A 14,381-nucleotide genomic window follows, 5' to 3' on the forward strand; every position below is an offset into this window, starting at 1 on the left:
AGGGTTTGCAGATGAGCAAGGCCATCTCCGTCATCATCTGGATGATCGTGTCGATTTGCGTTCTGGTCATCATAACGCTGCCGGTCAGTTTGCAGACCCACCTCATCGCCACGGCAATCTCGCTGGTCCTGCTCGCCACAATCAAATCCCTCAACGGCAAGGGCGCGTGGCGTTTGATCGGCCTTGGCTTCGGCACGGCCATCGTGCTGCGCTATGTCTACTGGCGAACCACAAGCACACTTCCTCCCATCAACCAGCCGGAAAACTTCATTCCTGGTTTTCTGTTGTATCTGGCGGAGATGTACAGCGTGCTGATGCTGGCGCTCAGCCTTGTCATCGTGTCCATGCCGTTGCCGTCCCGCAAGACCCGGCCCGGTTCGCCGGGCTATGTGCCCACGGTCGATATCTTCGTTCCGACCTATAATGAAGACGCTATTCTGCTGGCCAACACGTTGGCGGCGGCAAAAAACATCGATTATCCCGCCGACAAATTCACCGTCTGGCTGCTGGATGATGGCGGGACCGTACAGAAGCGAAACGGTCCCAGTGTTCCAGATTCGCAGGCCGCTGCGCGCCGTCATGAAGAACTGAAAACGCTGTGCGACGACCTCGGCGTCAACTACCTCACACGCGAGCGCAATGTTCACGCCAAGGCCGGTAACCTCAACAACGGTCTAGAGCACTCCACCGGTGAGCTGGTCGTGGTGTTCGATGCCGACCACGCGCCCGCGCGCGATTTTCTTCTGGAAACCGTCGGCTATTTCGAAGAGGACGAGCGGCTGTTCCTTGTCCAGACCCCGCACTTCTTCCTCAATCCCGACCCCATTGAGCGTAACCTGCGCACGTTCGAGACGATGCCGAGCGAAAACGAGATGTTCTACGGCATCATCCAGCGCGGCCTCGACAAATGGAACGGTGCGTTTTTCTGTGGCTCCGCGGCTGTTTTGCGGCGTGAAGCGCTGAAGGAGACCGAGGGTTTCAGCGGTGTTAGCATTACCGAAGATTGTGAAACGGCGCTGGCGCTGCATTCGCGCGGCTGGAACAGTCTCTATGTCGACAAGCCGCTGATTGCCGGGTTGCAGCCCGCAACCTTCACCAGCTTTATCGGTCAGCGCAGTCGCTGGGCGCAGGGCATGATGCAGATTTTGATCTTCCGCCAACCGCTGTTTCGTCGCGGATTGTCGTTCACGCAGCGCCTTTGCTACATGTCATCGACGCTATTCTGGTTGTTTCCTTTTCCGCGCACGATCTTTCTGTTTGCGCCGCTGTTCTATCTGTTTTTCGACCTCCAGATTTTCGTCGCCTCCGGCGGCGAGTTTCTGGCCTACACCGCTGCATACATGCTGGTGAACCTCATGATGCAGAACTTTCTCTATGGCAGTTTCCGCTGGCCGTGGATTTCGGAGCTGTACGAATATGTGCAGACGGTCCATCTTTTGCCCGCCGTCGTCTCGGTCATCTTCAATCCGTCGAAGCCGACGTTCAAGGTCACGGCCAAGGACGAGTCGATCAGCGAGGCGCGGCTGTCCGAAATCAGCAGGCCTTTCTTCGTCATCTTCGCCGTGCTGATCATCGCCATGATTTTCGCCGTCTACCGCATCTATGCAGAGCCCTACAAAGCCGACGTCACGCTTGTGGTGGGCGGCTGGAACTTGCTCAACATCATCTTTGCGGGTTGTGCTCTGGGTGTGGTCTCCGAGCGCGGAGAGAAGTCTGCGTCCCGCCGCGTTACCGTCAAGCGTCGGTGCGAATTGCAGATCGGCGATAGTGATCGCTGGCTGCCCGCCACCGTCGAGAACGTTTCGGTCAACGGCATGCTGATCCATATTTTCGAACAGGGCCTGTCACCTGTCGAGCAGGGAACGAAGGCGACCATTCGCGTCAAGCCGCACAGCGAAGGTGTGCCGGAGACCATGCCGATCAACATCGTTCGCTCCGTTCGCCAGGATGGGTTCACCTCCGTGGGGAGCACGTTCTCGCCGCAAAAGGCGGTCGATCACCGCCTGATCGCGGATCTGATTTTCGCCAATTCGGACCAGTGGAGCGAATTGCAGCGCAGCCGCCGCAAAAATCCCGGCCTTATCAAGGGCACTGCGACGTTCCTTGCTATTGCCGTGTACCAGACGCAGCGCGGTCTCTTTTACTTCTTCCGTTCCTTAAAGCCGCAACGGAAGGTCAAGCCGGTGCTGGGAAGGGCGAAATCATGATGGAGCCCTCGCTTTTCGTCGCGGTGCTTCTGACCTCCATCTCAAGCATTGCCCTGGCGCAGACCACACCCTTCGATATGTCGCCGGAAAAACCGGATTCGCCACCGCCTGCCGTCCGCCCGGCACCGGTTGCGCCCCAAGCGCCGCCGCTCACAGCGCCTGTCCCTCAAGCGCCCGCTGCTGCCCCACGGCCTGCCACGGGCATCACTGTGCCTACAGTTGCGCCCGCGAAGCCCGCCGCATTGCCTGTCGCAAACAATCAAGACGACCGTCGTCGCTATATTCTGCCCTTCGCCGAAATGGGTCTGTCAGGCGAAATCGACCAGCGCCAGTGGACGCTCTATCTGACACCGGAGCAGGCGAAGTCTGCGACGGCCGTCAATATCGGCTATCAGAACGCCATTGTCGTAGCGCCTGAAAGTTCGGACCTTGAAGTCTCCGTCAACAACGTCGCGCTGGACCGAAAGAGCATCTCCTCCCCTGATGCGGACGGCGCTGTTTCGATGGCTATACCAGCGGGTGCGCTTCAGGCTGGTGCCAACACGATTTCGCTCGGCGTCCAGCAACGGCACCGCACCGACTGCACGGTGCAATCGACCTATGATCTTTGGACCGATGTTAGTCCCGCCAGCACCTATCTCGCCTTCGATGCAGATGTCGCCAACCGTTTTGATTCCATCGATGACATTCAGGCCACGGGTGCCGATGCGGCGGGTTTGACGACGATCAACATCGTGGCGCCCGGCCTTGCCAACCCGGTTGCGGCACAGCCGTTGCTGAAGCTGGCACAGGCGCTTGCCCTGCGCACGCAGATGCCCAACCAGCAGATCACTTTCGACACGAAGCTACCGACCGAGCGCAAGCCCGGCACTCTCGCGGTTCTGGTCGGCACCTCGCGTGAGATCGCCGCCACCACCCAGTCCGTTCCGCCGGAGGCGCTTGCCGGTCCCTATGCCGGGTTCGAGAACGACATCGTCAAAGGCGTGTCGGCATTGATCGTCAGCGGCCCGACGCCGCAGGCCCTGCAACTTGCCATCGATACGCTCTCGACCTCCGTCGAGCGTCCGTCCGGTTCGTCGCGCGCGTCGCTTTCCACCAGAGCCTGGCACACGCCGGATGCGCCGTTGGTCATGTCCGACCGACGCCTTGCGCTATCCACTCTGGGCGTAAAAAGCAGCGAGTTTTCCGGCAGGCGGTTCAGAACCGACTTCACCATCGGCACGCCTGCCGATTTCTATGCCTCTGCCTATGGAGAGGCACAGTTGCTTCTCGATGCTGCCTATTCCAACGAGGTTCTGCCCGGCAGCCATATCGACGTCTATGTCAATGGCAACATTGCCTCTACCGTGCCGATCTCGAACCGGGGTGGCGGCATTTTCCGACATTTGCCCATCAAGGTCACGATGCGCCACTTCGTGCCCGGCGTAAACACCATCTCCATCGAGGCTATTCTGGTCACCGATGCGGATGCGGCGTGCCTTCCGGGTGCACCGGCGGCGCAGACACCGCGCTTTGCGCTGTTCGATACGACGGAAGTGCACATTCCGAATTTCGCGATGATCGGTCGCGCTCCCGATCTGGCGGCAACGAATGGTGTGGGGCAGCCTTACCGTGCCAGCGCCGAGCCCGTCGCCGTCTGGCTGGAGCGGGTGGATGCCGACACCATGTCTGCCGCCGCAACCTTGCTCAGCCGTCTGGCGCTTGCGGGCGGTCACCCGGTCGCAGTCGAACTGGTTGCAACGCCCGCATCGGTCGGCGAGAGAAACGCGCTGTTCTTCGGTACGCTTGGCCAGATGCCGCAGGCGCTGGTCAGCCAGCTTGATCTTGCACCCGCCAGTCAGGTTGCGTGGAAGGAAACGGATAGTGCCGGGCGTCCGGCCCAGACGGACCAGCTTTTCGATGACTGGCGACAACGGGTGGATGGTGGTCTCTGGCAGGGGCAGGTTTCTTCGCTAGAAGAGTGGATGAAGCGCAACTTCGACATCAGTTCGGATACGCTGCGCTTCCTGCCCGGCGCCGAAGAAATCTACTCGCCGCCGGCCAATGTCACATTCATGTTGGCGCAGGGCATGAGCCCGGGTGGCGAAGGCGTCTGGACCATGGCAACGGCACCCACCGCTGCTGACTTGCGCACCGGCATGGCCGCCATGGCCGAGCAGAAGCGTTGGAGTATGCTTACCGGACGCGTTGCCACCTATGATGCGACCGCCGATAAGGTCGAAACCATTGCCGCAGAACAGCCAAGCTTTATCGTGACCCGCGATTTCAGCTTCTGGAACTGGCGTCTGATTGCGGCGAACTGGCTGTCGACCAACACCTTGTCCTACTCTCTCGTCTTCATCGGGTTTCTAACGCTTCTGGGATGCGTCACATTCCTGATGCTGCGCGGCATGGGGCGGGACAAATGAGACAGATGGCCAGCTTCCCTCTCAAACTCCTGATGGTGCTGGCAATCATGCTCGTTCCTCTTACCGCCAAAGCCGCCTCGATTACATCGGCTGACTGGGGTGCTTACAAGGCCGCGTTTCTCGATCCAGCCGGTCGCATCGTGGATACCGGCAACAACAATATCAGCCATAGCGAAGGTCAGGGCTACGGCATGTGGCTGGCCGTGCTGGCGGATGCTCCATCGGATTTCGAGCTTATCTGGTCATTTACGAAGACCGAGCTTCTGGTGCGGGACGATGGCCTTGCGGCGTGGAAGTGGGACCCGCAGACGCAACCCCATATTTCAGACATCAATAACGCCACCGATGGCGACATTTTGATCGCCTACGCTCTGGCGCTTGCGGCCAAGCAGTGGAACAGGCCCGATTATGCCGAGGCCGCCGGTTCAATGGCGAAGACTATTCTCACCAAGGCTGTTGTCGTCAGGGCAGGGCGCACTTTGCTGTTGCCGGGCACGGCAGGATTTTCTGAAAGTGACAGGCCCGATGGTCCTGTCGTCAACCCGTCCTATCTGATTTTCGAGGCGTTTCCGGTTTTGAACGAATTGGCGCCATCGCCTCTCTGGGCGGCCTTGAGCAAGGATGGCGTCGCTCAGATCAACGCCTTCGCATTCGGTCCGCGCCAGCTTCCGGCAGACTGGGTCTCGCTCAAAACCAAACCGCGCCCGGCGGACGGTTTTCCGCAGGAATTCGGCTATAACGCTGTCAGAATTCCGCTCTATCTTGCCCGCGCGGGTCTTGGCGATGCGGCTTTGAACGAGCGTTTGCGCTCGGGAATCACTGTTGACGGCGGCAACATGGCGACGTTCGATTTGCGCAGCGGGAAATCCAAAGACGTGCTGTCGGACGCGGGATATCGCATCATCCCGGCGCTAATTGCCTGTATTGGCAACAAAACACCCCTTCCAGACGACCTGAAACGCTTCACGTCAACACTTTATTATCCATCTACGTTGCATCTCTTGGCATTGTCATTCGCGACTCAGACGCGTCAGGATTGCTTATGATCGGTAAACCGATTTTTATAGCCGCCGCGATATTGGCCGTTGGCGGGGTCACGGCCTACCAGTGGCGCGATGAGCTTCTGGGCAGGGTTGCTGCGGTTCACACCACAGGCTCTATTAGAACCGGCGCTTCCGACAACCGCGTTCTCGCGGTTAAAATGCCTGCGACGAACACGCACGTGGCGCAAAACGACATCGGCTTTGCTCCGCCTGTCACCGTACCTGATCAGACACTTGCGCAGGTCTCCCGCCCAGCACCGTCAGCGCCACCTCAGGTCGCCCCCGCCGCATCGCAGCCTGTCGTGGTCGACGAAAGTGCGCTCCGCTATTTCGCGTCGCAGGGCGATACCGCCCGTCTTCAGGCAGAAATCGCGCGTCTGAAAGTGCTCTACCCGAACTGGACGCCACCGGCAGACCCGCTTGCGGTGCCGGAGCAGGGCGATCCGCAGTTGGAAACCATGTGGCAACTCTATGCCAATGGGCGTTACGCCGAGGTGCGCAAGGCGATTGCAGACCGGCAGGTGGCAGATGCAAGCTGGCAGCCCCCCTCAAACCTGACCGATATGCTGAAGCTGGCTGAAGCGCGCCAGCGTCTGGTCAATTCGTCCGATCTCAAACAATATAATGCGGTGGTGGAGACCGCAGCGTCCAACCCGGAACTGCTGACATGCAGCGAGGTGGATGTGCTGTGGCGTTTGGCTGAGGCCTTTGCCCGAACCGATAAGCCAGAACGCGCCCGCGACGCGTATAACTATGTTCTCAGTAACTGCGATGGCGCGAGCGACCGGCTCGCCACCGTTCAGAAAGCCTCTGCGCTGCTGCCCGTGGATATGATGGATGATCTGCTTGCAAAGGAAAAGCCAGGTCCTGATGGACAAATGGAGTTCGACCCGGTCAAGAATGATCTCGCCCGTCAGTTCGGTGCCAATGCGGGCGAGAAGAAGGACGTCACCGTGCCGCCAGCCTATCTGATGAGGCTGGAGCGCTTGGCTGAAAGCGACAAGCTGGCCAGCGATGCGCTGCTTCTTGGCTGGTACAATATCCGCCGTGAAAACAACGCAGATGCAGAAAAGTGGTTTCGCCGCGCGAGGGATGCCGAGGATTCCGCATCCGCGTCGCAGGGGCTTGCGCTAGCGCTTGTAGCCCGTGGCGATCCGCAGGAAGCCGAAGAGGTAATGTACAAGTGGCGCGACTCGTCTGAGGATGCCAGCAAGACCTATCTCGCCGCCACCGCCAATTTGCTGGCGCTCGACCCGCCTGTTGCGCTGGAGCCTGACGTTTTGAAGCGCGTTGCAGAAGAAGCCGTGGCGCAGAAGGATGCGGCGACGGCGCAGGAATTCGGCTGGTATTCGCGTGCGTTCCAGCAGCCGCAACTGGCCGTGCAATGGTTTACTACGGCACTGGGCTGGAAAGCGGATGACGAGCCATCTGCCTACGGGCTGGCGTTGACCTATCAGGACATGAACAATGTCGCTGAGGTCCGGCGACTTCAGCAGCAATGGGGTGCGCAGTCGCCACGCATCCTCGATATCGGGCGCCCTGCGCGCGATGGTTCGCAAAGCGTGGCAAGCAGTCAGCCGGTTCGCAGCGCCGTTCGTGCGCAGCCTGGTTCGTTGGAGCCGACGGAGGTCGTTTATCGGCAGGTCGCACCGGTAGTCGTACCGCGCCAGAACCGTGTGGTGACGCAGACGCAATCGTCGCGCAAATCCAGCCGCTGCGGCACGACATACAACCCCGATGCTCTGCCCGCTCCGCAGGCCTTGCAGCAGGGCTGGTGCCTGATGGATGCCAACCGTCCGGCAGAGGCGTTGAAAGCTTTTGGCGCAGCGTTGAAAAGCGGACCGGAAAATATTCGCAGCGATGCGGCCTATGGCCAGAGCCTCGCCTATCTTCGCATGGGCCTGACGGACAATGCCGCCGTTTCCGCCACCAAATCCGGCATGGACCGGACAAAGGCAACGGAACTCCAGATCGCCATTTTAACCGACCGAGCGCTGGCCGCTTACAACAATGGTCAGTACGAGAAAGCGCTTATTCTGCTTGATCAGCGCGCCCGCTTTGCAACGGAGCGAAACGACCTGATGGTGATCAGGGGTTATGCGTATCTCAACCTGAAGCGGTACGGCGAAGCTATTCAGGTGTTCGAGGGTCCGGCGTCCACGGGCCAGAGGGATGCCGTTCGCGGGCTGGCAGCAGCGCGTGATGCACGTCCGAGCAAGGGTCCGAGCGGGGGCTGAGAATGCTCTCCCGGGTATTTTTAGACAGTTTTCATGGAATTCATTGAAAGTTCATGTGCCGGACTATATGTCGTTTCCGATAATCCTATCTGAAAGACGACGATGCTGACGAAAAAGGGCAAATACGGGCTGAAAGCCTTGATCGATCTCGCGGGACTGGCCCAGGGAGAGACCGCGTTTGTCAGCGAGATCGCCGCTCGAAACAACATCCCTAAAAAGTTTCTCGACGCCATCCTGCTGGAACTTCGCAATGAAGGCATGCTTCGCTCGAAGAAGGGTCCAGGTGGTGGATACGCCCTGTCGAAATCCGCTTCTGACATTTATATCGGTCAGGTCATCCGCGCCCTTGACGGTCCGCTTGCACCTATTCGTTGCGCAAGCCGCACGGCTTTCGAAGCCTGCGAGGACTGTTCCGATCCGCAGACCTGTCAGGTGCGCCGGTCCATGACCGATGTGCGCGACGCCATGGCATCCGTGCTCGACACCATGACACTGGAGCAATTCGCCTCCAACAAGGCTGACCAGCCTTCTGAACGCACGGCCTGAGGGCGGAGTTCTCCGCATCAGTCGCTGGCTACACCGGCGTAGCGACCACTGTGATAGACTAGCGGCGAACCATTGCTTTGCTCGACGGCCAGCACTCTGCCGATGATGACAGCGTGCGTGTGGCGCTCGATCACGTCTTCGACGGCACAGTCGATTGACGCCAGAGCACCTTTGAGCGCGAGCGCGCCGCTTTCCAGCGTAAACCACTCAGCATCGGCGTAACGATCTGCACCCTTCAAGCCCCCAACGCCTGCAAAACGCGACGCCACATCCTGTTGCTCTGCGGACAGTATATTGACGCAGAAGTGGTTGTAGCGCGCGATGATCGGCCATGTGGACGACGATTTGTTGATGTTGACGATCATCGTTGCGGGATCCATGGAAAGAGCCGTGGCAGAGGTGACCGTCGCGCCCGTGCGGTTTGAACCCGTGCCTGCCGTAATGACCGAGACGCCGCCTGCAAGGCTGCGCATGGCGGACTTCAACTCATTGGAATCGAATGCCGCTCGTTCACGTTCATCGTGAAGGTATGTCACCGTTGCCGTCATCCTGTTCTCTCCAAAGCTCCTATCCCCAGTCTCTGAACGATATCAGCGGGGATGGAGGGCAGGGAGCGAAAGGATTTTATTGTTTAGTGATTTTGTAGAAATCTGTTGTGGTCTGCGACCGTTTGACGCGCATCTCTGATCGGTTATCAGTGCAGACGCTTTGGCGGCATGCCTAGATCATTCTGCTCCGGCTCAGTCATCGCGAACATCATCGAGCCATGCGAAGCCTCGGCAGGTACGAATGAAAGTTGGAGGCGAAGCAGGGCGGATCGTGCCTTTTCGGCATATTGCATGTTTGCCATATCGTCCGAATGATAGTTTTGCAAAGTTTCGAAAATGCCCGCCGCGTCTAGCCGCCTTCCTGCCGCCGTCATGGCGACCCCGCATTTGTAGAGGGCTTCGTGGTGGAAAGGCGCGCGCTGGATGACATCCTCGAATATGCTGACAGCACTCACATAGTCACGTTGCGCAAGTCGCGTGTCACCTAGTCGCAGCAGGGCGGGTAACGGGTTGGCGACCTTTCCGCTGATGGTGAGATAGGCCTGTGCCGCATCTTCCAGATTACCCTTTTCGAACATCAGATTGGCGAGGCCGAATTCCGCACCGCTGTGGTCGGGTGCTGCATCCAATACCTGGCGGAAAGCCACTTCAGCCTGCCCTTTGGCGCCCTTTTTATAGAGTTGCAGAGCCTGCTGATAGACAAAGCGGATCGATAATGGATGAAGCTTGCCCTGAAGATTGTCTCCAGATCGGGTCTTGAACATTGTGGAGGTAATCGGTTGGTCTTGGCCGCCCAGCACGTATTTATAGGGCTCGTCCCCGCGCAGGAAGTCATAGGTCTTGAAACCCAGTGCGATCGCGCGGCGAATGCAATAGCCATGCAGGACAACGCCGGGCGCGGGACGGGCCCAGCTTTCATCACGGCCCGTAATGTAAAATAGGATCGCGCCTTTCTGGCGGTCGATGATGTGGGCGAATGCTCCCAGAGGCCGCTCCTCATGCCATAACACCGGCACCTCCAGCGTTCCGTCGTTGAAACAGTCCATCAGCATTTCGCGTGTGGCGGAAATCAGTGTCTCTGCTCGCTCCGCGCCTTTGGATGGAGCCCATTTTATGCGCCATAGATCGAACAGCGCCGTCAGGTCCCGTTCTATGGTCTCAGGTGTAGACACGGTGATGCGATAGCGGGGATCATTTTCGACTTTCCGCAGAGACTTCACCATTTCCCGGCTTTGGCTGCGCATCGATGTGTTCAGATACTCGTCAAAACTGGACGGCAAAGTCAGGGCCGGACAGACGCTATTGTTGATGTTGTTCACAATCGCAGGTGCGCTGTCGCGAAACATCACGAGGGGGCCTTGCAACGCGCGTATCATCGCTTCACGGCGCGCAGGTGGGCCGCACAGATTGTCCAGTTTCAAATGGGTCCAGCGCTGTTCTTTAAGGAAAGCGCAAAAGCCAGCGATGGCATGGTCTTGGTATTCGGGCAGGGTGATGAAACCGGTGTAGTCGGCGGCGGAGTTTCCGGCCATGATGATGTCATCGAAAAACCGGCCGGTCTTCTTGTCCTGCAAGGTTACGACACGCAGCGGAAAGAACGCCACGTAGGGCGCACCCTCCCGCTTTTCCCGCAGTGCCAGAACGAACCATCGACCGCGCCGCTTGAGATAGGCCCTCAGCCATATCCAGGACTGAAAATGCGTGGCATGGGGGTCGGCTCCATAGACCGCATCCCAGTTCTGCCGAAGGGCGTCGAATCTGCCCCCGGTATCGATGACGTCAATGCGCATGGTCCCCTCCCAACGACGATGTACCTAAGCTTGGGAGGCTTCATTCTATTCGGAAATGTCAGGCATCAAATATGCCGTTCGGGTGAGGGTGGGGCATCAATTCGGGCTATGGGGCTCGCAAAAACGCAACAGGCCTGCGCCGGGATCACCGGGCAGGCCTGTCGTCAGGATGTGGATTGAAGATTTACTCTGCTGGCTGCGGTGTGGTTGTCGGTGCGACTTCACCGATAACCGGCACTTCTTCGCCACTGAGTACGCGGGCAAGCTGCGCCTCGTCGAGTTCGCCTTCCCAACGGGCAACGACGATGGTCGCAACCGCATTGCCGACGAAGTTCGTCAGAGCGCGGCATTCCGACATGAAGCGGTCGATGCCGAGGATCAGCGCCATGCCTGCAACCGGGACCGATGGTACGACCGAGAGCGTCGCAGCAAGGGTAATGAAGCCTGCACCCGTGATGCCTGCCGCACCCTTGGAGCTCAACATCGCCACGAGAAGCAGAAGGATCTGCTCACCGAAGGACAGGTGGATACCCGTTGCCTGCGCGATGAAGAGAGCCGCCAGCGTCATGTAGATGTTGGTGCCATCGAGGTTGAAGGAATAGCCGGTCGGAATGACGAGACCGACGACGGAGCGTTTGCAGCCCGCCTTTTCCATCTTGCTCATCAGGCCAGGAAGGGCTGCTTCGGACGACGATGTGCCGAGAACCAGAAGAAGCTCTTCCTTGATATAGCGAATCAGCGCGAAGATGGAGAAGCCGTTGTAGCGGCAGACTGCACCGAGCACGACGACGACGAACAGGATCGACGTGAAGTAGAACGTGCCGATCAGCATCGCAAGGTTGGTGACGGACGAGATGCCGTATTTACCGATGGTGAACGCCATGGCACCAAACGCGCCGATGGGTGCAGCCTTCATCAGGATCGCGACGAGCTTGAAGATCGGATACATCAGCGCGTGCATGAAATCGACGACAGGCTTGCCGCGATCACCCACGATGCCGAGCGAAATACCGAACAGGACCGAGAAGAACAGGACCTGAAGAATGTCACCATCCGCAAATGCGCCGACAATCGTCGTCGGGATGATGTTCATCAGGAAGCCGGTAATGGACTGCTCATGGGCCTTTGCCGCGTAGGTCGCGACGGCAGAACCATCCAGCGTGGCCGGATCGATGTTCATACCAGCGCCCGGCTGCACGACATTGGCAACGATGAGGCCGATGATAAGGGCCAGTGTCGAGAATGTCAGGAAGTAGATCATTGCCTTACCGGCAACGCGACCCACCTTCTTCATGTCGTTCATGCCGGCGATGCCGGTTGCGACAGTCAGGAAGATGACGGGTGCTATGATCATCTTCACCAGGCGGATAAAGCCATCGCCTAGAGGCTTCAGCTGTTCGCCGAGCTGCGGGTTGAAATGGCCGAGCGCAATACCGGCGATAATCGCAACGATGACCTGAAAATACAGGTGGCGGTAAAATGGCAATTTGACGTGGCTTGATGCCACGGCGGTGCTATCAATCATTTTTGTTCCTCCTCGGTCATAACCCTGCCTGCTGGCCTCCCGGGTCTGCCGTTCGTGGTTCACGGCCAATGACCGTTCGTTGAGACATCTTGCAAAGACCGTGCCAAAAACGTGATTGAAATTCTAAAGTGTTGAAAAAAAATGATTTTAAATGCACTGGCGACAATACAATTCAGACCTGTGCGGATTTCCGCGCGTGATATCTTGCATTCTGTGCGGAAATCCACACAGTAAGGACAAGATATAGAGAACATATATGAATGCTGGTTTTGAAAATTCGCGGTTTCGTTGGATTGCGTTCGGCGCGATGTGGCTCATCATCGCCTTCGGCGCGTTCGTGGCTGCGGATAAGTTCGGGCGCATTCAGGCGACGAAGACGCTGCTTGCCACCGCCAGCACGGATGGGGAGCTGAAAACGGCGCTTCTGAATGTCGCCTTGGAGCGTCCGCGTGTTCTGCCGCTGGTGCTATCCCGCGACAGGGATATGATCGAGGCGCTGGAGAATGGTGGCGCGACGATCGAGCAGTTGGACCGCAAGCTGGAAGATCTGATCGAGGGGACGCAGGCGTCGGTCATCTACCTCACCAATCTCGATGGCGTTACCATCGCCTCCAGCAACTGGCGAACCCCGGAAAGCTTCGTCGGCTCCAACTATGCTTTTCGTGATTACTTCAAACGCGCGCTGGATACAGGCCGGGCGGAGCATTATGCGTTGGGCAATGTCAGCCGAAAGCCTGGGCTTTACATTTCGCGCCGTGTGGACGGACCCGATGGCAAGGCGCTGGGTGTCGTCATCGCCAAGGTGGAGTTCAGCCGCTTGGAAGCCGACTGGAACATTGGTGGTCGCCCCGTCTACATCGTCGATAATAACGGCGTGGTGCTGATGACCAGCATACCCGAATGGCGGTTCAAGACGGTGGCGCCGATTGCAGAGGCGCGCCGCAAGTCGATTGCGGAAAGCCTGCAATTCGGCGACGAGCAGTTGTCGCTGATGCCGGTCACGACGTTGTCGTCGCCGGGACCGCAGGTGGCGATGGTCAATGTCGATGCGCCACGGTCTTTACGGGGTGAGTATCTGCGGCTTGAACTGCCGGTGCCGACAACCGAATGGAAACTGCATTATCTTCAGCCGGTGGACCCGACGGTCAATGCTGCGGTCCGCGAAAGCCGCATCATTGCCGCCGCCAGCCTGATGCCGCTTCTGGCAATTTCTGCGATCTGGCTGCGGCGAAGGCAAAAGGCAGCGGAGGCACGCGCCGCTGCCGAGCAGGACAGAGCCGAGCTGGAACGTCGCGTTCAGGAAAGAACCATCGATCTGACCATGGCTCGCGACCGGCTTCAGGCGGAAATTGTGCGGCATGAGCAGACCGCCGAGGAACTGCAAAGCGTTCAGCACGAGCTGGTCAAGGCCAACCGGCTGTCAATTCTGGGGCAAGTCGCGGCGGGCGTGGCGCATGAGATCAACCAGCCGGTGGCCACAATTCGCGCCTTTGCCGATAATGCCCGTGTGTTTCTCAAGCGGGATCGCAAACAGGATGCCGATGAGAACCTCGAGAGCATTGCATCGCTGACGGAGCGGATCGGTGTCATCACCAGCGATTTGAAGATACTGGCGCGCAAGGGCCGCACTGCCGCCGAGCCCGTCAGCATGCGCCTCGTCATAGAGGGTGCCGTGGTGCTGTTGCGCAGCCGGTTTGCAGGGCGAATGGATGCGCTGGATATCAGGCTGCCGGAAGAGGCTGTTCTGGTGTCGGGCAGCCGCATTCGGCTGGAGCAGATCGTCATCAACCTTCTGCAAAACGCGCTCGAGGCGGTGGAGGACGTTGAGCAGGGGCGCGTCGAGGTACAGACGCAGGTGGTGGGCGATGAGGTGGTGTTGACCATTTCCGACAACGGGCCCGGCATTGCGCAGGATATCCATGAACAGCTGTTTTCCCCCTTCAACACCTCCAAGGAGGGCGGGCTGGGGCTGGGTCTCGTCATATCGCGCGATATCGCCTCGGACTATGGTGGCCGTATCGGCGTCGAGACGGGTGACGGCGGCACGTGTTTTTCTGTTTATTTGAAACGGGCTTGA

The 14,381-nt window shown here is 58.8% G+C and carries 9 protein-coding genes; 6 read left to right on the forward strand and 3 right to left on the reverse strand.

Annotated elements, in window-relative coordinates; all coding sequences use genetic code 11:
- Positions 1-11 precede the first annotated feature (11 nt).
- The 5 genes from bcsA to QRN55_RS22945 all read left to right on the forward strand — a co-directional run bounded on the left by bcsA (position 12) and on the right by QRN55_RS22945 (position 8,441).
- A complete protein-coding gene (gene bcsA, locus QRN55_RS22925) occupies positions 12-2,207 on the forward strand; it encodes a UDP-forming cellulose synthase catalytic subunit (RefSeq protein WP_112499254.1) in 2,196 nt (731 codons plus the stop codon).
- Positions 2,204-4,615, forward strand: a complete 2,412-nt coding sequence (locus tag QRN55_RS22930; RefSeq protein WP_284778408.1) for a cellulose biosynthesis cyclic di-GMP-binding regulatory protein BcsB — start codon at positions 2,204-2,206, stop codon at positions 4,613-4,615. The genes bcsA and QRN55_RS22930 overlap by 4 nt, the downstream gene beginning before the upstream one ends.
- Positions 4,612-5,661 carry a family 8 glycosyl hydrolase gene (locus QRN55_RS22935; RefSeq protein WP_502871367.1) on the forward strand — a complete coding sequence of 350 codons (1,050 nt, stop codon included), beginning with the start codon at positions 4,612-4,614 and terminating at the stop codon, positions 5,659-5,661. Before QRN55_RS22930 ends, QRN55_RS22935 begins: the two co-directional genes overlap by 4 nt.
- On the forward strand, positions 5,658-7,895 hold the full coding sequence (locus tag QRN55_RS22940) for a tetratricopeptide repeat protein (RefSeq protein ID WP_284778409.1): 2,238 nt from the start codon (positions 5,658-5,660) through the stop codon (positions 7,893-7,895). Before QRN55_RS22935 ends, QRN55_RS22940 begins: the two co-directional genes overlap by 4 nt.
- Before the next feature lie 102 nt (positions 7,896-7,997).
- Positions 7,998-8,441: an RrF2 family transcriptional regulator gene (locus QRN55_RS22945; RefSeq protein ID WP_111841765.1), complete on the forward strand. Its 444-nt coding sequence runs from the start codon at positions 7,998-8,000 to the stop codon at positions 8,439-8,441.
- 17 nt (positions 8,442-8,458) lie between these two features.
- Here QRN55_RS22945 and QRN55_RS22950 read toward each other — a convergent pair whose 3' ends face one another.
- The 3 genes from QRN55_RS22950 to QRN55_RS22960 all read right to left on the reverse strand — a co-directional run bounded on the left by QRN55_RS22950 (position 8,459) and on the right by QRN55_RS22960 (position 12,304).
- Positions 8,459-8,989 carry a flavin reductase family protein gene (locus QRN55_RS22950; protein ID WP_284778410.1) on the reverse strand — a complete coding sequence of 177 codons (531 nt, stop codon included), beginning with the start codon at positions 8,987-8,989 and terminating at the stop codon, positions 8,459-8,461.
- A gap of 146 nt (positions 8,990-9,135) precedes the next feature.
- Positions 9,136-10,779, reverse strand: a complete 1,644-nt coding sequence (locus QRN55_RS22955; RefSeq protein ID WP_284778411.1) for a GNAT family N-acetyltransferase — start codon at positions 10,777-10,779, stop codon at positions 9,136-9,138.
- Between the two features lie 184 nt (positions 10,780-10,963).
- The gene (locus QRN55_RS22960; protein ID WP_111841768.1) at positions 10,964-12,304 is read right to left on the reverse strand and encodes a dicarboxylate/amino acid:cation symporter; all 1,341 of its coding nucleotides are present in this window, start codon (positions 12,302-12,304) and stop codon (positions 10,964-10,966) included.
- Between the two features lie 256 nt (positions 12,305-12,560).
- On the opposite strand from QRN55_RS22960, the gene QRN55_RS22965 reads away from it, so the two are divergent.
- Positions 12,561-14,381, forward strand: coding sequence for a sensor histidine kinase (locus QRN55_RS22965; protein ID WP_284778412.1), 1,821 nt, complete (start codon positions 12,561-12,563; stop codon positions 14,379-14,381).

Source organism: Agrobacterium sp. lyk4-40-TYG-31, assembly GCF_030209855.1.
Lineage (GTDB): Bacteria > Pseudomonadota > Alphaproteobacteria > Rhizobiales > Rhizobiaceae > Agrobacterium > Agrobacterium vaccinii.

Bases quoted from the DNA above. Each gene is read 5' to 3' on its own strand.
- QRN55_RS22950 (WP_284778410.1), bottom strand. From the start codon at position 8,989: ATGACGGCAACGGTGACATACCTTCACGATGAACGTGAACGAGCGGCA.
- QRN55_RS22935 (WP_502871367.1), top strand. From the start codon at position 4,612: ATGAGACAGATGGCCAGCTTCCCTCTCAAACTCCTGATGGTGCTGGCA.
- QRN55_RS22960 (WP_111841768.1), bottom strand. From the start codon at position 12,304: ATGATTGATAGCACCGCCGTGGCATCAAGCCACGTCAAATTGCCATTT.
- QRN55_RS22945 (WP_111841765.1), top strand. From the start codon at position 7,998: ATGCTGACGAAAAAGGGCAAATACGGGCTGAAAGCCTTGATCGATCTC.
- QRN55_RS22930 (WP_284778408.1), top strand. From the start codon at position 2,204: ATGATGGAGCCCTCGCTTTTCGTCGCGGTGCTTCTGACCTCCATCTCA.
- QRN55_RS22965 (WP_284778412.1), top strand. From the start codon at position 12,561: ATGAATGCTGGTTTTGAAAATTCGCGGTTTCGTTGGATTGCGTTCGGC.
- bcsA (WP_112499254.1), top strand. From the start codon at position 12: ATGAGCAAGGCCATCTCCGTCATCATCTGGATGATCGTGTCGATTTGC.
- QRN55_RS22955 (WP_284778411.1), bottom strand. From the start codon at position 10,779: ATGCGCATTGACGTCATCGATACCGGGGGCAGATTCGACGCCCTTCGG.
- QRN55_RS22940 (WP_284778409.1), top strand. From the start codon at position 5,658: ATGATCGGTAAACCGATTTTTATAGCCGCCGCGATATTGGCCGTTGGC.